This window comes from Streptomyces sp. NPDC051684 (genome assembly GCF_044453445.1).
GTDB lineage: Bacteria > Actinomycetota > Actinomycetes > Streptomycetales > Streptomycetaceae > Streptomyces.
Genome location: NZ_JBITCS010000017.1, coordinates 159,364 through 177,406, shown reverse-complemented (window position 1 = coordinate 177,406; position 18,043 = coordinate 159,364). Strand labels below are relative to the sequence as shown.

Sequence of the window (18,043 nt, the reverse complement as noted above, 5' to 3'; positions counted from 1 at the left end):
CGGCACAGCTCGGACCACCACGAGCCGCCGTCGCCTCCGCACTGAGGGGACCGTCGCGCCGGCTGCGAGGCCAAGGATGGGCGGTCGCCGTCGGCGGCCACGGACGGGCGCCCGGCCTGAAGAGACCAGGTCAGGCGCCGTTTCGTGTCTCCTAGAAGAACCCGAGCTGCTGCGCCGAGTACGAGACGAGCAGGTTCTTCGTCTGCTGGTAGTGGTCCAGCATCATCTTGTGGTTCTCGCGGCCGATGCCGGACTGCTTGTAGCCGCCGAACGCCGCGTGCGCCGGGTACGCGTGGTAGCAGTTGGTCCAGACGCGGCCCGCCTGGATCGAACGGCCCGCCCGGTATGCCGTGTTGATGTCGCGGGTCCATACCCCGGCGCCGAGGCCGTACAGCGTGTCGTTGGCGATCTTGATGGCGTCGTCGTAGTCGGCGAAGGAGGCGACCGAGACGACCGGGCCGAAGATCTCCTCCTGGAAGATCCGCATGCGGTTGGAGCCCTCGAAGATGGTGGGCTGGACGTAGTAGCCGCCCGCCAGCTCGCCGTCGTACTCGATGCGGTTGCCGCCCGTGAGGACCTTCGCGCCCTCCTGCTGGCCGATGTCCAGATACGAAAGGATCTTCTGGAGCTGGTCGTTGGAGGCCTGGGCGCCGATCATCGTGTCGGTGTCCAGGGGGTGGCCGGGCTTGATGGCCTCGGTGCGGGCGACGGCCGCCTCGAGGAACTCGTTGTAGTGGCCCTGCTGGATGAGCGCGCGGGACGGGCAGGTGCAGACCTCGCCCTGGTTGAGGGCGAACATGGTGAAGCCCTCGAGGGCCTTGTCGCGGAAGTCGTCGTCCTTGGCCCAGACGTCGTCGAAGAAGATGTTCGGGGACTTGCCGCCGAGTTCGAGGGTGACCGGCTTGATGTTCTCCGAGGCGTACTGCATGATCAGGCGGCCCGTCGTGGTCTCGCCTGTGAAGGCGACCTTCGCCACCCGGGACGACGACGCGAGCGGCTTGCCCGCCTCTACGCCGAAGCCGTTGACGACGTTGACCACGCCCGCCGGGATCAGGTCCTTGACCAGATCCAGCCAGACGTGGATGGAGGCCGGGGTCTGCTCGGCCGGCTTGATGACGACCGCGTTGCCGGCCGCGAGCGCCGGGGCCAGCTTCCAAGTCGCCATCAGGATCGGGAAGTTCCACGGGATGATCTGCGCGACGACGCCGAGCGGCTCGTGGAAGTGGTAGGCGACCGTGTCGTCGTCGATCTCCGAGAGGGAGCCCTCCTGCGCGCGGACCGTGCCCGCGAAGTAGCGGAAGTGGTCGATGGCGAGGGGGATGTCGGCGGCCAGGGTCTCGCGGACCGGCTTGCCGTTCTCCCAGCTCTCCGCGACCGCGAGGAGTTCGAGGTTCTGCTCCATACGGTCGGCGATCTTGTTGAGGATGTCCGCGCGGGCGCCAGGGGAGGTGCGGCCCCAGGACGGCGCGGCGGCGTGCGCGGCGTCGAGGGCGCGCTCGACGTCCTCGGCGGTGCCGCGGGCGATCTCGGTGAACGGCTGTCCGTTGACGGGGCTCGGGTTCTCGAAGTACTGGCCGCGGGCGGGCGGCGCGTACTCGCCGCCGATGAAGTGGTCGTAGCGGGCCTGGTAGGAGACGACGGAGCCCTGGGTGCCGGGCGCTGCGTAGCGGGTCATGGTGGCTGCCTCCTGTGCGGCTGCCCGCCTTTGGGCAGCGTTCGCAGAGGAGGCTAGGAGTCCGGACGTTGCAGCTACGTTGCGTACGGGGGCGGTGTCTACGGGAGGCGGTGTCTACGGGAAGCGGTGCCTACGGAGGCGGTGTCCGCCTACGGGGCCGGGGAGCGCAGTTCGTCGTCGAGCGCGGCGAGGCGGGCCAGGACCGGCGGCGTCGGGCGGATCGCCGCGAGTGCGCGCCAGACGTCCAGGTCGTCCTCGCCCCACGGTGCGTGCACCCAGTCGGCGAGCAGGTCGGGGTCGCCGCGGGCGATGAGCGCGGCCCGGAGCTCGTCCGCGAGGTGGTGCCGGATGCGGGCCACGGCTGGCGCCTGAGAGGTGGGCAGGAGCGGCCCGCTGTACGCGGAGGCCGCCGCGGTGACCGCTCCGGAGGCGAGGCGGCGCTCGACCGTGCTGAGGTCCGAGTCGACGGGCGCCGAGAGCCGGTAGGGGCGAGAGCGAAGTACGTCGGGGCCCAGCACGCGGCGCAGCCTGGCCAGTTCGGCCCGCAGCGTCACCGGTGTCACGGACTCGTCCTCGTAGAGGAAGCACATCAGCTCGTCGCCGGTCAGGCCCTCCGGGTGGCGGGAGAGGAGGACGAGCAGCTCGCTGTGGCGGCGGCTGAGGCGGAGCTTGTGGCCGGCCGGGGTGAGGAGGAGAGCGTCGTCGCGGCCGAGGGCGGTCAGGCGGAGCGCCGGCTCCGTCGCGGACGGCGGGGCCAGCAGGGCGAGCTGGGACTCCGCCGCGCGCGCCACCGCCTGGACGAACGCCAGGCTGTGCGGGTGCGCGAGACGGTCGCCGCCCGTGATGTCGACGGCTCCCAGGAGGCGTCCGGTGTGCGGGTCGTGCACGGGGGCCGCCGCGCAGGTCCACGGCTGGACCTTGCGGATGAAGTGCTCGGCCGCGAAGACCTGCACCGGGCGGTCGACCGCGACGGCCGTGCCCGGCGCGTTCGTCCCCATCGCCGACTCCGACCAGCGGGCGCCCGGCACGAAGTTCATCCGGCCCGCCGCCTGCCGCGTACCGGTGTGGCCCTCCACCCACAGCAGCCTGCCGTGCGCGTCGCACACCGCGAGCAGGTGCTCGCCGTCCGCCGCGAACGTGCCCATCAGCTCGCGGAACAGCGGCATCACGCGGGCCAGCGGATGCTCCGCCCGGTAGCTGCCGAGATCGCCCTCGGGCATCTCCACCGACGCCGAGCCGTCCGGGCTGACGTGGGCGCCCGCCGAGCGGCGCCAGGACGCGGCGACGACCGGGCGCACCGGACGCACCACGGTGCCCGCCGCCGTGAACCGCTCGTGCGCGCGGCGCAGCGCCCGGACCCGCTCGGACGGGTCCGTGCCCGGCTCCAGGGCGACCCACTGATCGGTCAACGCGGCCTCCAGGCGGGATCCTTCGCGACGGTGCGGTGGCGCGACCATCGTCACCCCGGGGGAGCGGGCCGACAAGGAGCAGAACACGGATCGGGCGATTCGGCACATGCCACTCACGGGTGTGGTCACGGCCGGGCCCGCCGGGATCAGGCAGCGGCGACCAACCGCATGTACCGGTTCCAGTCCCAGTTCGGCCCCGGATCCGTGTGGTCGGCGCCGGGCACCTCCACGTGGCCGATGATCCGGTCGCGGGTCTTCGGGATGCCGTAGCGCGTGCAGATCGACGCGGTCAGCGCCGCCGACTCCCGGTACATCGCCTCGGTGAAGTACTCCGGTTTGTCGACCCACCCTTCGTGCTCGATGCCGATACTGCGCGTGTTGTAGTCCCAGTTTCCCGCGTGCCAGGCGACGTTCTTCTCCCGCACCATCTGGGCGATGTGGCCGTCGGAGGAGCGCACGACGTAGTGCGCCGAGACCTGCTTGGCCGGGTTCTTGAAGATGTTGAGCGTGGTCGCGTAGTCCTCCTGCGTGACGTGCACGATCACGAACTCGACCGGGTACGTCAGCGGGCGGTTGGCCACCGTGTAGTTGGACTTGCTCGCCGGAACGGACTCGGCCTTCGGGTAGTCCACCGTCGCCAGTGGCAGGGCCTCGGCCCGGCCCGTGGCCAGCAGTGCGGTGGGTGCCGCGGCGAGCGCGCCGAGTTGGAGCAGTCGGCGGCGGCTCGGAAATGATCCACTTGCTCGGTCCATGTCAATCCTGCCTCTCGGTCACCGGTGGGGCGGGGCTCGGTGGGGCGGGGTCGGTGCGGTGGGTCGGTGCGGTGGGGGTGCGTGCGGGGGAGTGTGGTGGGAGCGGGGCGGTGTGCGGCGCGCGGCACGGACGCCGCGCTCTCACACGGCCGTGCGTGCTGCCCGCGGTGCGTTGCGTGTGCGGTGGACGGCGCCTGGCACCAGCCGTATGCCCGCCAGGGAACACGCGTAGACCTGGACCGGCCTCGATGGTGACCCGATGCTCTTGCTGACGTCCCCCGTCACAGGAATCCCCCTTTCCCGTGCGCGCGCCGCCACCCGCCGGACGGGCGGGAGTGCGGCGCCTCGCGTGAATTACGGTACGGCGCCCGCTGGTTGGGGCGGAAGAGGGCGCGGAAGATCTGTGGACAACCGGCGCAATGTGAACAACCGCATATCAGAGGTCCCGTCCAGTGGCACTCGGGGCGGGCCCTCACCGCCTCCGCCGTCAGGCGGCGACCGCCCCCGTCGGATCGTCCAGCACCGACCGCACCACCGAGTGCGCCGCCCCCAGTAGCGGCCCGTCCGAGCCGAGCCCGGAGGCGATGACGCCGTCCTCCGGCGATGCCGTACGACGCGTCAACTCCCGTTCCAAGGACGGCAGAAGCCAGGGCGCCAGATGTGACAGCGCGCCGCCGAGGACGACCGCGCGCGGGTCCACGAGGTTGACCGCGCCCGTCAGCGCGATGCCGAGAGCGGTGCCGGCCGAGCGCAGAGCCCGGCGCGTCGCCGTGTCGCCGTCGGCGGCGCGCTCGGCCAGCAGTGACACCCGTTCGGGGCCCGGCTCGATGCCAGCGGCGCGCAGCACCGCCTCCTCGCCCGCGTACTGCTCAAGGCATCCGCGCCCGCCGCACGGACACGCGGGGCCCTCCGGGCGTACCGGAACATGGCCCAGCTCGCCCGCGAACCCCCTTGTTCCGCGCAACAGTTGGCCATCGACGACGAGCGCGGCGCCGATGCCGATCTCCGCCGACACGTGGAGGAAGTCGGCGGGGGAGTCCTCGGCGAGCCACAGTTCGGCGAGGGCGCCGAAGTTCGCCTCGTTCTCGACGGTGACCGGCACGTCGACCGGCAGGAGGGCCGCGATGTCCGTGTCGTGCCAGTCGAGGTTGGGGGCGCGCACGACGGTCGTGGTGCCGCGCGCGACAAGGCCCGGCACGGCGATCGCGAGCCCGGCTGACCGGAGCCCGGCCGCCTCCGCGTCGCCGCCCACCTCTCGTACGAGGTCGGCGAGTTCGTCCAGTACGGGCTTCGGGGCGCGCCCCCGGTTGCTCACGCGGCGCCGGGCCCGCGCCCGTACCTCGCCCCGCAGGTCAACCGCGCACACGGCGAGATGGTCAACGCCCACCTCGGCGCCGAGTCCGGCGGGGCCTTGGCCGCTGACGGCGAGCGCCGAACCGGGGCGACCCACACCGCCGGGGCGCTGGGGCCCCAGCTCCTCCAGCAGGCCCGCCCGGATCAACTCGTCGACGAGCGTGGACACGGCCGCCCGGGTCAGACCGATGTGCTGCGCCACCGCGGCCCGCGAGAGCGGCCCCTCGGCGGCGACCGCGTGCATGACGCGGGACAGGTTGCGGCGGCGCATGGCCTGCTGGGTGTCGGACGTGCCCGGGCGCGGCCGGTGCAGTGGTGCGGTCATGCGCTCATGCTCCCAGGGGCGGTGAGGTGGGGTGTTCCGGAGGGCGGGCTTCGCTTGTGGCGCGGGCCTTGCTCGTCACGCGAGCTCGTAGCGTGAGCCCGTCGTGCGGGCTGCGCTCGTCGCGCGAGTCCGGCGTGTGAGTCCGTCGTGCGGCCTTGGTCGTCGCGCGAGCTCGTGGCGCGAGTCCGTCGTGCGGGCATCGCTCGGCGGGTGAGCCCGTCGCGTGCGCCCGTAGCGCGGCCTTGCTCGTCACGCGAGCCCGTCACGCGCGCCCGTCGTGCGGGCTTCACCCGTCGCACGAGCCCGTCGCCTGCGCCTCACCCGTCCCCAACACCGTTCCCGAGCAGCGCCCCCGCGCCCGCCAGCACCCCCGAGATCCGCTCCAGCGTCGTCTCGTCCCGCCGTTCCACCGGTTCCAGCAGCGGACCCCGCGCCGTGTCCCAGCGGCGGGCGACCGCCCCCGGGTCCTCGCCGGTCAGTACGCCCGCGGCCTGCGCCGCCGCTCCCAGTGCCACGAGTTCGCCGGCCTCGGGCACCTGCACCGCGCGCCCCGAAAGGCGCCGCACCGTCTCCTGCCAGGCCGTCCCGCGCGCCCCGCCGCCGATGAGCAGCAGCGGAGCCGCGGGGTCGGCGTCCGCGTCGAGGACCCGGTCGAGGGCGCCGAGCAGCGCGTGCACCGCCCCGTCGTACGCCGCCTGCAACAGCTGGCCGCCGGTCGTGTCGTGCCGCAGCCCCGTCAACAGGCCGGAGGCGTCCGGGAGGTTGGGCGTCCGCTCGCCGTCCAGGTACGGGAGGATCGTCGCCGTGCCGCCCGGCTCGACCGCCTCCCGGTCCAGGCCGAGCAGCGCGGCGATCCGGTCCACCGCGAGCGTGCAGTTGAGGGTGCAGGCCAGCGGCAGCCAGTCGCCGCGCGCGTCCGCGAAACCGGCGACGGTGCCGGAGGGGTCGGTCGGCCGGTTGCGCGACACCGCGTACACCGTGCCCGACGTCCCCAGGCTCAGCACGGGGGTGCCCGGCAGCAGGCCGAGGCCGAGCGCGGCGGCCGCGTTGTCGCCGGTGCCCGGCGCCACCAGGGTGCCCTCGGCGAAGGGCAGGTCGTCCCCGGCACGCACCGTGCCCGCGGTCTCGCCCGGTGCCACCACTCGCGGCAGCAGCGCCGGGTCCAGCCCCACGCGCGCGAGCACGTCCTCGTCGTACGTCTCGGTCGCCGACGCCCACCACCCCGTACCGGACGCGTCGCCCCGGTCCGTCGTGCCGGCGCCGGTCAGCCGTCCGGTGAGGTAGTCGTGCGGCAGCCGTACCGCGGCCGTGGCCCGCACCGCCTCGGGCTCGTGCTCGGCCAGCCACGCCCACTTCGAGACCGTGAACGACGCGCCCGGCACACTGCCGAACCGCTCCGCCCACGCCTTCGCCCCGCCAAGGTCGTCCACCAGACGGGCGGCCTGCGGCGCGGAGCGCACGTCGTTCCACAGCAGCGCGGGCCGCACCGGCCGCCCCCGCACGTCCAGCGTGACCAGGCCGTGCTGCTGCCCGCCGACCGAGACCGCCGAGGCGCGCCGGGCCACGTCGCCGCACTGGGCCAGGGCCTCGCGCAGCGCCCGGTACCACTCCTCGGGGTCGCTCTCGCGGCCCGCGCCGGAGGTCACGGTGTGCGGCGCCTGCCCGCTCGCCACGGTCGCGCCCGTCGCGACATCGACGACCAGGACCTTCGTGGACTGCGTGGAACTGTCGACTCCTACGACGAGGGGTCCATCGGCAGCTGACATGCGGCTCTCCTGAAAGCTCGGGAAATGTCTGTCGGTCGATCTCGGGGGCGCTGGATCTGGGGTCGGTGGATCTTCTCGGGGTCGGTCGATCTCGGGACATCTCGGTCTGTGACGCGGTCGGCTCTTCCCAGCGGCGTTCCCGCATACTAATTTGTAAAGCGCCATGACGAAATAGTCGGCGAGGGAGCCGCAAGATGACGTACCAGCCCACCCCTGACGACAAGTTCACCTTCGGTCTGTGGACCGTCGGCTGGCAGGGCCGCGACCCGTTCGGCGACGCCACCCGACCGGCGCTCGACCCGGTGGAGTCCGTGCGGCGCCTGTCCGAGCTCGGCGCCCACGGTGTGACCTTCCACGACGACGACCTGATCCCGTTCGGCTCCTCCGAGTCCGAGCGCGAAGGGCACATCAAGCGCTTCCGGGAGGCCCTCGACGCCACCGGCATGGTCGTCCCGATGGCCACCACGAACCTGTTCACGCACCCGGTCTTCAAGGACGGCGGCTTCACCGCCAACGACCGCGACGTGCGCCGCTACGCCCTGCGCAAGGTCATCCGCAACATCGACCTCGCCGCCGAGCTGGGCGCCCAGACCTACGTCGCGTGGGGCGGCCGCGAGGGCGCCGAGTCCGGCGGCGCCAAGGACGTCCGCGACGCCCTCGACCGCATGAAGGAGGCATTCGACCTCCTCGGCGAGTACGTCACCGAGCAGGGCTACGACCTCAAGTTCGCCATCGAGCCCAAGCCGAACGAGCCGCGCGGCGACATCCTGCTGCCCACGGTCGGCCACGCCCTCGCGTTCATCGAGCGCCTGGAGCGGCCCGAGCTGTACGGGGTCAACCCCGAGGTCGGCCACGAGCAGATGGCGGGCCTCAACTTCCCGCACGGCATCGCCCAGGCCCTGTGGGCGGGCAAGCTGTTCCACATCGACCTCAACGGCCAGTCCGGCATCAAGTACGACCAGGACCTGCGCTTCGGCGCCGGTGACCTGCGCGCCGCGTTCTGGCTGGTCGACCTCCTGGAGCAGGCCGGCTACGCGGGCCCGCGGCACTTCGACTTCAAGCCGCCGCGGACCGAGGACTTCGAGGGCGTGTGGGCCTCGGCCGCCGGCTGCATGCGCAACTACCTGATTCTCAAGGACCGGGCCGCCGCCTTCCGCGACGACCCGGAGGTCCAGGCGGCCCTCGCCGCCTCGCGCCTGGACGAGCTCGCGCAGCCGACCGCCGCCGACGGCCTGTCCGGGCTGCTCGCCGACAAGAGCGCCTTCGAGGAGTTCGACGTGAACGCCGCCGCCGAGCGCGGGATGGCCTTCGAGCGCCTCGACCAGCTGGCGATGGACCACCTGCTGGGCGTGCGCGCCTGACCCCGCCCCCGTGGGAAAGGGTTGACCGGCCGGACGTCCGCCGTCCGGTCGGTCAACTTCCCTGAGGGGCTCGCGCGTTGGGCGCAAGGGGGCAATTCTGGAGGGGTGTCCTTACCGCCGGTGCCACCGCAGCCGCCCCCGCCGCCGAACGACGCGCCACCGCCCGGAGGCTTCGGTGCGCCGCCGCCCCAGGGGCCGCGCCGTACCGACCGGCGGATGTTCCTGGTGATCGCGACGCTCGTCGCGCTCGTGGTGATCGTGGGCGCCGTCGTCCTCGTGGCGAGCCGCGACGGCTCCTCCGGCGACGACAAGAAGTCGCCGGACAAGAGCAGCGAACGGGCTACGCCCTCACCGTCGTTGAGTATCCCGAGCAAGCTGCCGTCCTCGCTGCCCAGCAACCTGCCGAGCGAACTGCCCAGCGGGTTGCCGAGCGAACTCCCCTCGGAACTGCCCAGCGAACTCCCGAGCGAGCTGCCCAGCGAGCTGGGCGGCTGAGCCCACCGCGCTGAGCCCGCCTCGCGGGACGTGCTCCTACAGAGCGCCCTTCGGCAGCTTCACATGCGTCACCTTCGTCTCGATGCCGCTGTCCACGAGCCGCCCGTCCGCGTCGAACGCCTCGGCGCCGTCGGTCATCCCGAAGTCGTTGTCATTGATGAGCGCGAGGGTGTCGCGACCCCCGAGCGCGATGCCCTCGATCTTGTCCGGGACGCCGTCGACCGTGTTCAGGTCCACCACGAGGCGCTTGTCCAGCACCGGGACCCCCCGCGCCGCCGGGTCGTCCAGCTGTTCCAGGGACGGGGACGTCGTGGCGTCGTCCCAGCGCCCGCCCAGGATGTCGGCGCCGCGCGTCAGCCGCACCTCCTGGAGCCGGGCCGCCTTGTCGGTGCGCTCCTCCACGAGCAGCCGGTCGCCGCCGACCGCGACGACGGACGAGATCTTCAGCTCGGAGGGGTCCTCCTCGCCGGGGTCCACCACGTCCACCGGGTCGAAGCGGTAGGCGTACTCCGCCGTGACGGCCCGGCTCTTCGGCGAGAACCGCAGCAGCCGCGTCGTCCGCGAGGCCTCGCCCGCGTCCTCGTCCGGCAGCGACAGCGGGCTCTGCACCGCGAGGACGAGGTCCCCGCCCGGCAGTTGGGCGAGCCCCTCGAAGCCCCGGTTGACCTTGCGGTGCAGCAGCACGGACGGCAGCGACTCGACGACCGGGTAGTCGGCGCCCTGGAGATCCAAGCCCTTGGGCACGTGCCGGGCGAGGACCTGGCCGTCCGCGGAGACGTGCACGAGCGAGGGACCGTACTCGTCGACGAGCCAGAAGCTGCCGTCCGCGGCACGCACGATGCCCTCGGTGTCGAGACCGTTCGGGTTGTACGGGAGCGGGCTCTTGGCGTCGTACGAGTACGGCTTCTCGTCGCGGGCCTCCTGGTTCGACAGGCCGGTGACGGGCTTGCCGGACTTCGTGGTGAGCGGGATCGCGTCGAGGACCTTCACCCGGTCGCCGGTGACGCGGATCTTCACGACGGCCGGGTCGAAACCGGGCACCGGGAACGTGCGGCGCTTGGTGCCGTCCACCTTGATCTGGCCGTTCGGGCCGCGGTCGGTGACCGTCCAGAACTCGCCTTTGCGGCCCGCCGGGTAGAGGTCCGAGCCGATGCCGCCGAGGTCCACGCCCCGGTCGTTGTCCACCGTGCCCGGCAGCAGGGCGTTGCTGAACGTGCCCAGCGGCAGGTCCCCGAGCGTCGCGCTGCCGGTGACCTCGGCGGCCTTCGCACCGGTGGGCGTGCCCGTCGCGGCCGGTGCCACACCGAGCGCCACCAGTGCCGCGAGCGGCACACCCGCGGCGACGGAACGGCCGAGGACGCGGCGCTTACCGGGGACGAGCGGGGACATGGGGCCTCCTGGTGCGCGAATGACGTGTACGTACAGCGCACACAGTCGGCCCCCGCCCCGAACACGGAGTGACACCGGGGTGAACAGGGCGGCTCAGGAAGGCGACTTGATCTCCACCGGGAACGTCAGCGCGTTCGACAGCCAGGCGTACACCGGGCCGAGCGCGTTCATCGCGACCACGCACACCCAGGCCGCCCACGGATTGCCGGCGTCGAAGCCGAACCCGCCGAAGAACGTCGCGAAGTAGCTGGCGAACCCGAAGAACATGCCCGGGATGAGCGAGAAGAACCGCACCCGGCCCGTGTACATGAGCGCGCTGTTCAGGACGAGAATGCACAGCGCCCCGAACGCGTTCCTGGCCAGCTGGCTCTCCCCGAACGCCGTGCCCGCGTGGGTCTCCAGCAGCACGATGAGCAGCGCGTACGTCGAGCCCACCGGCATCGCGCACCACATCCGGCGCGCGCCGGCGAGGCTCGGGCCGCCCATCAGGAACATGCCCGCCCACGAAATGAAGATCGCCCAGGGCGGCAGATGCAGTGCGGTGCCGCCCACGAACGCGGTCGTCGCGGCGAGCACCGATGCCACGATCTCGTGCGGAATACGCTCCCGGACCACGGGCGCAATCGCGGCGGTCGTGCTGGTCCCTGTCGTCGCTTCAGCCATGTCAGGCCACCTCGCCCGCGACGAGGGAACCGTCGAGTTCCGTGGTGACCGCCGAACGGGCCACCACCCGGCCCGACTTGATCACGGCCGTACGCGCGGGACGGTCGAGGAGCAGCGTGGCGTGGTCGCGGGTGTCCAGGACGACGAGGTCCGCCACCGCCCCCTCACGCACCCCGTAGTCCGCCTCCGGAATGCCGATCACGCGCGCGGCGTCGTACGTCACCATGCGCAGCACCCGGCGCAGATCGGCCGGGCCCGACAGATGCGCGACGCGGGCGAGCAGCAGCGCGGTCTCCAGGACGTCCCCGGTGCCGTAGGGGGTGAAGGCGTTGCGGATGTTGTTGGTGGCGCAGGCGGTGAGGACGTCCGCGTCCCAGAGTTCACGTACGGGGGCCAGGCCGCGACGTGGCGCCGTGTCGTCGCCGCGACCGCCCAGGAACAGGTCGGTGGCGGGCAGCGGCACGATCGCGACCCCGGCCGCCGCGAGCGCGGCGAGGGCGGCGCCGCGTTCGGCGGGCGGGCGCCCGGCGAGGGAGGTGGCGTGGCCGAGGGTCACCCGTCCCTGCAGGCCGCGTTCGGCGGCGCGCGCGGCGATGAACTCGGCGAGCGCGAAGCGGCTGTCGCCGTGGTCGTCGCCGAAGTCCGCGTGCATGTCGGCCGGGACGCCGTACTCCGCCGCGAGGTCGAGGACCAGTTCGACGTGCCGGTGACAGTCGGCGAGGGACGCCTCGTTGTAGGTGCAGCCTCCGATCACGTCGGCGCCGGAATCGAGTGCCTCACGGAGCAGCTTCTCCGTGCCGGCAGCCTTGAGGATGCCCTCCTGGGGGAACGCGACGACCTGGAGGGTTACCAGCGCCGCCCACTTCTCGCGCAGTTCGAGCAGGACGTTGAGCCCGGTCAGGCCCGCCACCGGATCGACGTCGGGATGGGCGCGGATCGTCGTGGTGCCGTTCACCACGCACATGCGCAGCACCTGCTCGGCACGCGCGCGTACCTCTTCGTAGGTGAACCCGGCCTTGAGTTGTGCGGTGATCCTTATGGCGTCCGCGAGGGAACCGGTGCCCTCCGGGGTCAGTCCGTCGAGCAGTGCCTTGTCCGGGTGCAGATGTGCCTCGATCAGGCCGGGCACGACGACACGGCCCGCGCAGTCGAGGACTTCGGCGCCGGCCTCGTCCGGCGGAGCGAGACCGGGGCCGATGGCCTCGATCCGTCCGCCGCGGACGCGGATGTCGGTCGGGTCGGGCGAGTCCTCCACACGCGCATGGCGCAGCAGCAGAGCGGTCACGGTGGTTCTCCTTCGGTCGAGAGATGCGTGACGGTCAAGTGCGGGTGCGGGTGCGGGTGCGGGTGCGGGTGCGGGTGTGCGGTGCGTGCGGGCGCGACCTGGGTCGGGGATCGGATCGGTGGCTACGTCTCGGCGGGGAAGTCCGCCTTGCGGATCAGGCAGTGGACGCCCTTGATCTGGTCGACCACCTGCGAGACCTCGAAGTCGGCCGCCGCGCTGAGATACGCGTACGCGGTGGCCCGGTCCATGCCGGTGCGCGCCGTGAGGAAGCCGAGCGCGCTGCGCACGCACTTGCGCATCGCCTCGTCGAGATCGGCGTCGAGCCCGAACGGGATCCAGTGTGTACGCGTCTCGGCGAACGGCTCCGCGAGCAGCCCGGTCACCCGGCGTGCCGCCTCGCCGCGCACCACGGACAACTGGACGGTGGCCCGCAGCGGCGCCTCCAGGGCAGTGAGTGCCACCTCGCCGTTGCCCTGCGCGAAGTGCGGGTCACCCGCGTAGAAGCCCGCACCCTCGGTACGTATGGGCAGATACAGGGTCGAGCCGCAGGTCAGGTGCTTGATGTCGAGGTTGCCGCCGAAGGGGCCCGGCGGCACCGAACTGAGTGTGTCCGCACTGTCGTCCGTCACGCCCATGATCCCGACGAACGGTCCGAGCGGGAAGCGCGCGCTCAGCGTCGGCGTGCAGCGCAGCACGCCGAACTCGGCGCCGTCGCCGTCGCGCTCGACCGTGCAGAACGAGGAGACCGTGCCCTCGCGGACGCGTTTGGTGTCGGGGCCCGTGAACTCGGCGTCCGGGTCCGGGAGTTCGTCGGGAAGCGAACCTCGGGTGTGCCGGTTGGAGACGATGCCGTAGTGCGTACGCCGGTGCAGGCTCAGGGTGCGCACGCACAGCAGGTCACCGGGACGGGCGCCGCGCACCGCGACGGGGCCCGTGACGATGTGCGGGCCGATCAGGCCCTCCAGTTCGCGGCCGAGGTCGGACGCCGCGATCTCCTGTGCGTCGCGGGGCACTTCGTGGGCCGGCACTCCGTAGCCGCCGAAGAACTCCACCGGGTCGCGTCCCTGGTCCGGCAGGATCCCTTCGTGGGAGACGAGATCGAGCGTGACCGTGTCGCCGTCGTCGACCTTCAGCACCGGGGCGCTGTCCGCGCGGGGGAGCACGCCCCAGCGGGCGGTGTCGGGCGTGGTGGACAGGTGGTGGCGGCCGTCGACGGGCAGGGCGTCGGGGGAGAGGGCGGCGGAGGTCAGCGTCATATGAGAGGTCCTTCGGCCGTGAGGAGATGGGGAGAGGGGGCGGAGCGGGAGGGCGAGGGTAGGGAAGGGGAGCCGTCGGCAGGGACGATCTTGCTGTCGGTGTGTTACGGCTCCGAAGCCGTCGTGTTGCCATTGGTGTTGACCGACCGGACAGTCCGGGCCGTCGGGACGATGCGCGTGCCCGTCCTCCCGTGCAGCGCCTCGCTCAGCGCGCCCGGCGACGTGATCAGCACACGGTGGCCGCCGGACGCGAGGAAGTCCAGGGCCGCACGGACCTTCGGCCCCATGCTGCCCTCGGGGAACTGGCCCGCCGCCAGATGCTCGCGGGCCTGCGCCGCGTCCATCCGGTCGAGGTCGCGATGGTCCGGGGTGCCCCAGTCGAGGGCGATCCGCTCGACCCCGGTCGTCACGATCAGCTCGTCGGCGCCCAGCGCCGAGGCGAGCAGCGCGGACGTCGCGTCCTTGTCGACGACCGCCTCCACGCCGCACAGCGCCCCGTCCGGGCCCCGGGTGACGGGGATGCCACCGCCCCCGCCCGCCACCACGACAAGCCCCGCGTCCAACAGGGCGGCGACGGCGTCCAGTTCCAGCACCGCCTGCGGCGTGGGTGAGGGGACGACGCGACGCCACCCGCGCCCCCCGTCGTCGGCGACGGTCCACCCGTGCCGGGCGGCGAGCCGTTCCGCCTCCGCGCGCTCGTAGTGGGTGCCGATGGGCTTGGTGGGCCGGGCGAACGCCGGGTCGTCCGGGTCGACGACGGTGTGCGTGAGCAGTGCCACGGGCCGGGAGCCGGCCGGCAGCGCGTCGCAGAGGCCGCGCACCAGGATGTAGCCGATGCTGCCCTGCGAGTCGGCGACACACATGTCGAGGTCGAGCAGCGGGAGTTCGGGGGCCAGTTGGGCCGCGAGGTCGGCGCGCCGCTTGATGAAGCCGACCTGCGGACCGTTGCCGTGCGTGACGACCACGCGGTGCCCCGCACGCACGAGTGCGGCCACCGGGCGCGCCAACTGCCGTGCGGAGGCGAACTGTTCCGCGATGGTGGCGCGTGGGCCGCCGTTGAGGAGCGCGTTGCCGCCGATGGCGAGGACCGTGACAGGGGCGGTGCGGCGCGTCACGGCAGGCGGCCGTACCGGGGAAGCGGCTGGTGAGGGCGCGGATCCTGGAGGCATGTCAGGACGATAGGAACGGTGGGCGCAGGGGTCATGGGCAGTCGGTGCCAGAGTGTGCGCGGGGGCGTTGACGCTCGCTGACAGTGCCTCAGGGGCGAGCGGATGGGGGTGGTCCGGGACGCCGTCACCGTGGCGAAGAATCGTATACAACCTTGTGTCACGAGCGTTTACAGCCCCCGCGGCGGCGCCCATAGTGAGCTGCGTGACCCCTGCTACGCGCACCGTGACGGCACCTCGCCCCGCCGGCGCCGCGGCCCTGACCGTGGCCCAGGCGCTGGAGCTGCCCGCGCTCGCGGGCGCCCACCTGGCGGCCGGCGGGGCGGGCGCGCGGCGCGGCATCAGGGTCGCCAACATCATGGAAGTGCCGGACATCATTCGCTGGATGCGCGGCGGGGAATTCCTGCTCACCACCGCCTACGCCGTGCGCGACGACGAGCAGGCGCTCACCGGCCTGGTGCCCGAGCTCGCCGCCCGCGGCCTCGCGGCCCTCGGCGTGAAGGTCGGCCCCTACCTGCCGAGGCTGCCCGTCCCGATGCTGCGCCGCGCCGACGAGCTGGGCTTCCCGATCGTCGAGTTGCCCGGCGATGTCATGCTCAACGACATCCTCTCCGAGGTCATCGGCACCGTACTCAACCGGCAGGCGCTCAGCCTGGAGCGCTCGCAGGCGCTGCGCGACCGGCTCTCGCAGGCCGTCCTCGGGGGCGGCTCCTACGGCGAACTCGTCGTCCTGCTGGCGGCGGAGACCGGCTGCGCCGCGGCGATCCGCGGGCCGGACGGCGCCCTCCTCGCGGCGGCGGGGGACGTGCCCGACGGTGTCCCCGCGTCCGTGACCCGGCCGATCGCCGTCGGCCACCGTAGCGGCGGCGAGGTCGCCCTGTGGGCCGGGCCCGGCTGCGTACCCGACGAGGAGTGGGACACCGCCGCCGACCATGTGGCGAGCCTGGCCGGGATGCTCGCCGTCCAGGAACGTGTGCTGGCCGAGCGCGAACGCCGCTACCGCACCCTGCTGTTGACCGAACTGGTCTCCCATCCGCCGCGCGACCGGGCCGAGTCGGCGCGTCGGGCGGCGGCGCTCGGCTGGGACCTGGAGCGGCCGCGTGCCGCCGTGGTCGTCGAGGCCGCGGCCACGCCCGACAGCGGCGACGTCCGCCTCACCGAGGAGCGCCTGCTGGCCGCCGCCCGCACCGCGCTCGGCGCCCACACACCGGCCTGGGGCACCCCCGGCGGCCTCACCGCGCTGGTGGCTCCCGACGGCGACAAACTGCGCCGCCGGTGCGAGGAGTTGCGCCGGGCCGTCACCGCCGCCTGTCCGGGGCGGGCCGTCGCCGTCGCGGCAGGCACGGTCCGCGCCGACTTCGCCGAACTGCACCTCAGCCACAGCGAGGCGCTCAGCGCGCTCGCCCTGGGCCGTGAACTGGAGGGCCCGGTAAGGTCGTTCGTCCGGCTCCACGAGGAGAGCGGGGTGTACCGGCTGCTCGACCAGCTGCCCGCGGGCGAACTCCAGGCACTGGTCGACGACGCCCTCGGCCCGTTGCTGCACTACGACGCCGGACACGACGGCAGCCTCGTGCACAGCCTCACCGTGTATCTGCGCCACGACCGCAACGGCGTCGAGGCCGCCGAGGAACTCCACGTGCACTACAACACCCTGCGCTACCGCCTCAAGCAGATCGAACGGCTCACCGGCGCACCGGACAAGGACCCGATGCGCCGGCTCCAGACGGAACTCGCCGTCCACGCCCACCGACTGCTCAGCGCGCGCTCTCACTGACGCCGGCCGGACGGGGGCCGATCCCCGCGACGGCCGGAGATGGGCGGCGCAGCTGGGGAACCGAGAGCAGCAGATACAGCACCGCCCCGGTCAGCGGCAGCACGTGCCACAGCTCGTCCTCCAGCACGAACCCGAGGACGAGATTGATGCCGAGCCCCACCGCGAACGCCACCACCGCCCGCCAGTTGACCGCTGCCACCGCCGCCTCGGACAGGTCGCAACTGCCGCGCCGCACAAGGAAGTAGTCGGCGAGCAGAATCCCCGGGATCAGCGGGACGGCATAGCCGAGATAGCCGAGGTACGTGAGGAAGGCGTCGAGGATGCCGGCGGTCAGTCCGTAGTACGCGAGCCCGCACGCGAGCACCCCGCGACGACGTTCACCGCGATGCGCGGCACGTCGAACGCCGACCGTCCCGCGAGCGACGCCGCGTACATGTTGTTGACCTCGTGCGGAAAGCCCTGCACGAAGATGGCGACCGTGGCGAGCGCCCCCACACCGACGATGCCGAACGCCGCGCCCATGTCGGACTCGCCGACCCCCAGGCCCAGCAGGATGCCGAGCAGGTTGAAACCGAGGTTGCCGACGACGAACTCGGCGATGGTGGTCGTCCACACGGCGGTGTCGTTGCGGGCGAACCGGGTGATGTCCGGGGTGACGGTCGCCCCCGTCATCCACTTGTTGATCCCGAGGGCGAACAGGCCGAGCGCCGTCGCCTCCCCGGCCCGCACCGGCTCGCTGCCGACGACGGCGCCGAGCCCGCCCGCGTGCTCCACCGTCGCCACGACCGCTACCAGTACGGTCACCAGCATCAGCGGCACACTGATCCGGCCCACCCAGGTCAGCCCCTTGCTGAACCCGACGATCGACACCGCCGTGTACGCGGCGCTGAGCACTACGCAGTACACGAGACCGAGCCACGGGTCGCGCCCGCCGGGCAGCACCCCGGCCGTGATGCCCGTGCTGTAGCCGACGAACCCGGCGGACAGCAGGGCGATCACGAACGAGGGGATCCGGCTGCCGCCACGCCCGAACGCGGCCCGCAGCCCGAGCGCCGTGGTGATGCGTTCCCGGCGGCCGATCAGCCCGCACAGGATCGACACCGCGCTCACTACGAGGGAGGAGCCGAGCGCGATCAACAGCGCGGTCCAGAAGGGGAAGAACAGACCGAGCGACATTCCGTAGAGGAGGTCCGTCGCCGAGACCGTGAACCCCATCCGCACCAGCATGATCGACAGGGTGGGGCGCGCACTGCCCGGCGGCAGCCGCTCGTCGGCGAAGTCCTCGGTGGCGGCGGCGGCCCGCCGGGTGCGGGTGCGGGGGTCCGGAGGCGGGGGCGGGGGGGGGGACGGGCATGAGGGACACCTTTCGGTTGC

At 72.6% G+C, this 18,043-nt stretch carries 15 protein-coding genes; 3 read left to right on the top strand and 12 right to left on the bottom strand.

Annotated elements, in window-relative coordinates; genetic code table 11:
• Positions 1 to 151 precede the first annotated feature (151 nt).
• The 5 genes from ACIA8D_RS21960 to xylB form a co-directional block, all read right to left on the bottom strand.
• Entirely contained in the window at positions 152 to 1,675 is a 1,524-nt protein-coding gene (locus ACIA8D_RS21960; protein WP_399234570.1) for an aldehyde dehydrogenase family protein, read from the bottom strand.
• A gap of 149 nt (positions 1,676 to 1,824) precedes the next feature.
• On the bottom strand, positions 1,825 to 3,084 hold the full coding sequence (locus ACIA8D_RS21955) for a GAF domain-containing protein (RefSeq protein ID WP_399234568.1): 1,260 nt from the start codon (positions 3,082 to 3,084) through the stop codon (positions 1,825 to 1,827).
• 146 nt (positions 3,085 to 3,230) lie between these two features.
• Positions 3,231 to 3,836 carry an N-acetylmuramoyl-L-alanine amidase gene (locus tag ACIA8D_RS21950; RefSeq protein ID WP_399234566.1) on the bottom strand — a complete coding sequence of 202 codons (606 nt, stop codon included), beginning with the start codon at positions 3,834 to 3,836 and terminating at the stop codon, positions 3,231 to 3,233.
• A gap of 487 nt (positions 3,837 to 4,323) precedes the next feature.
• Complete coding sequence (locus tag ACIA8D_RS21945; RefSeq protein WP_399234564.1) at positions 4,324 to 5,514, bottom strand: ROK family protein; 1,191 nt, start codon at positions 5,512 to 5,514, stop codon at positions 4,324 to 4,326.
• Positions 5,515 to 5,831: 317 nt separating this feature from the next.
• Positions 5,832 to 7,280 (bottom strand): xylulokinase, encoded by a 1,449-nt coding sequence (gene xylB / locus ACIA8D_RS21940; protein WP_399234563.1) that lies wholly within the window; start codon positions 7,278 to 7,280, stop codon positions 5,832 to 5,834.
• Positions 7,281 to 7,474: 194 nt separating this feature from the next.
• Here xylB and xylA point away from each other — a divergent pair, with 194 nt between their 5' ends.
• Both xylA and ACIA8D_RS21930 read left to right on the top strand, forming a co-directional pair.
• Positions 7,475 to 8,641, top strand: a complete 1,167-nt coding sequence (gene xylA / locus ACIA8D_RS21935) for a xylose isomerase (RefSeq protein ID WP_399234562.1) — start codon at positions 7,475 to 7,477, stop codon at positions 8,639 to 8,641.
• 216 nt (positions 8,642 to 8,857) lie between these two features.
• Complete coding sequence (locus ACIA8D_RS21930) at positions 8,858 to 9,136, top strand: hypothetical protein (protein ID WP_399234559.1); 279 nt, start codon at positions 8,858 to 8,860, stop codon at positions 9,134 to 9,136.
• A 36-nt stretch (positions 9,137 to 9,172) separates the two neighbouring features.
• Here ACIA8D_RS21930 and ACIA8D_RS21925 read toward each other — a convergent pair whose 3' ends face one another.
• The 5 genes from ACIA8D_RS21925 to ACIA8D_RS21905 all read right to left on the bottom strand — a co-directional run bounded on the left by ACIA8D_RS21925 (position 9,173) and on the right by ACIA8D_RS21905 (position 14,844).
• Positions 9,173 to 10,525 carry an esterase-like activity of phytase family protein gene (locus tag ACIA8D_RS21925; RefSeq protein WP_399234557.1) on the bottom strand — a complete coding sequence of 451 codons (1,353 nt, stop codon included), beginning with the start codon at positions 10,523 to 10,525 and terminating at the stop codon, positions 9,173 to 9,175.
• Between the two features lie 93 nt (positions 10,526 to 10,618).
• A complete protein-coding gene (locus tag ACIA8D_RS21920; protein WP_399234555.1) occupies positions 10,619 to 11,188 on the bottom strand; it encodes a DUF1097 domain-containing protein in 570 nt (189 codons plus the stop codon).
• A gap of 1 nt (position 11,189) precedes the next feature.
• The gene (locus tag ACIA8D_RS21915) at positions 11,190 to 12,473 is read right to left on the bottom strand and encodes an amidohydrolase family protein (protein ID WP_399234553.1); all 1,284 of its coding nucleotides are present in this window, start codon (positions 12,471 to 12,473) and stop codon (positions 11,190 to 11,192) included.
• Positions 12,474 to 12,595: 122 nt separating this feature from the next.
• The gene (locus ACIA8D_RS21910; protein ID WP_399234552.1) at positions 12,596 to 13,729 is read right to left on the bottom strand and encodes an acetamidase/formamidase family protein; all 1,134 of its coding nucleotides are present in this window, start codon (positions 13,727 to 13,729) and stop codon (positions 12,596 to 12,598) included.
• A 104-nt stretch (positions 13,730 to 13,833) separates the two neighbouring features.
• Positions 13,834 to 14,844, bottom strand: a complete 1,011-nt coding sequence (locus ACIA8D_RS21905) for a carbamate kinase (protein WP_399234550.1) — start codon at positions 14,842 to 14,844, stop codon at positions 13,834 to 13,836.
• Positions 14,845 to 15,100: 256 nt separating this feature from the next.
• Between ACIA8D_RS21905 and ACIA8D_RS21900 the strand changes: the two genes are divergently transcribed.
• Positions 15,101 to 16,669: a PucR family transcriptional regulator gene (locus tag ACIA8D_RS21900; protein WP_399234549.1), complete on the top strand. Its 1,569-nt coding sequence runs from the start codon at positions 15,101 to 15,103 to the stop codon at positions 16,667 to 16,669.
• Here the strand turns inward: ACIA8D_RS21900 and ACIA8D_RS21895 are convergent.
• Together ACIA8D_RS21895 and ACIA8D_RS21890 are read right to left on the bottom strand one after the other, a co-directional pair.
• Positions 16,650 to 17,033, bottom strand: coding sequence for a cytosine permease (locus ACIA8D_RS21895; protein ID WP_399234547.1), 384 nt, complete (start codon positions 17,031 to 17,033; stop codon positions 16,650 to 16,652). The genes ACIA8D_RS21900 and ACIA8D_RS21895 overlap by 20 nt on opposite strands.
• The gene (locus ACIA8D_RS21890) at positions 17,000 to 17,896 is read right to left on the bottom strand and encodes a cytosine permease (RefSeq protein ID WP_399234545.1); all 897 of its coding nucleotides are present in this window, start codon (positions 17,894 to 17,896) and stop codon (positions 17,000 to 17,002) included. The genes ACIA8D_RS21895 and ACIA8D_RS21890 overlap by 34 nt, the downstream gene beginning before the upstream one ends.
• Positions 17,897 to 18,043 lie beyond the last annotated feature (147 nt).

What these genes read in the sequence shown, in the direction of transcription:
- ACIA8D_RS21950 (WP_399234566.1), bottom strand. Translation starts at nt 3,836, where the DNA reads ATGGACCGAGCAAGTGGATCATTTCCGAGCCGCCGCCGACTGCTCCAA.
- ACIA8D_RS21890 (WP_399234545.1), bottom strand. Translation starts at nt 17,896, where the DNA reads ATGCTGGTGCGGATGGGGTTCACGGTCTCGGCGACGGACCTCCTCTAC.
- ACIA8D_RS21910 (WP_399234552.1), bottom strand. Translation starts at nt 13,729, where the DNA reads ATGACGCTGACCTCCGCCGCCCTCTCCCCCGACGCCCTGCCCGTCGAC.
- xylA (WP_399234562.1), top strand. Translation starts at nt 7,475, where the DNA reads ATGACGTACCAGCCCACCCCTGACGACAAGTTCACCTTCGGTCTGTGG.
- ACIA8D_RS21945 (WP_399234564.1), bottom strand. Translation starts at nt 5,514, where the DNA reads ATGACCGCACCACTGCACCGGCCGCGCCCGGGCACGTCCGACACCCAG.
- xylB (WP_399234563.1), bottom strand. Translation starts at nt 7,280, where the DNA reads ATGTCAGCTGCCGATGGACCCCTCGTCGTAGGAGTCGACAGTTCCACG.
- ACIA8D_RS21930 (WP_399234559.1), top strand. Translation starts at nt 8,858, where the DNA reads ATGTTCCTGGTGATCGCGACGCTCGTCGCGCTCGTGGTGATCGTGGGC.
- ACIA8D_RS21925 (WP_399234557.1), bottom strand. Translation starts at nt 10,525, where the DNA reads ATGTCCCCGCTCGTCCCCGGTAAGCGCCGCGTCCTCGGCCGTTCCGTC.
- ACIA8D_RS21920 (WP_399234555.1), bottom strand. Translation starts at nt 11,188, where the DNA reads ATGGCTGAAGCGACGACAGGGACCAGCACGACCGCCGCGATTGCGCCC.
- ACIA8D_RS21960 (WP_399234570.1), bottom strand. Translation starts at nt 1,675, where the DNA reads ATGACCCGCTACGCAGCGCCCGGCACCCAGGGCTCCGTCGTCTCCTAC.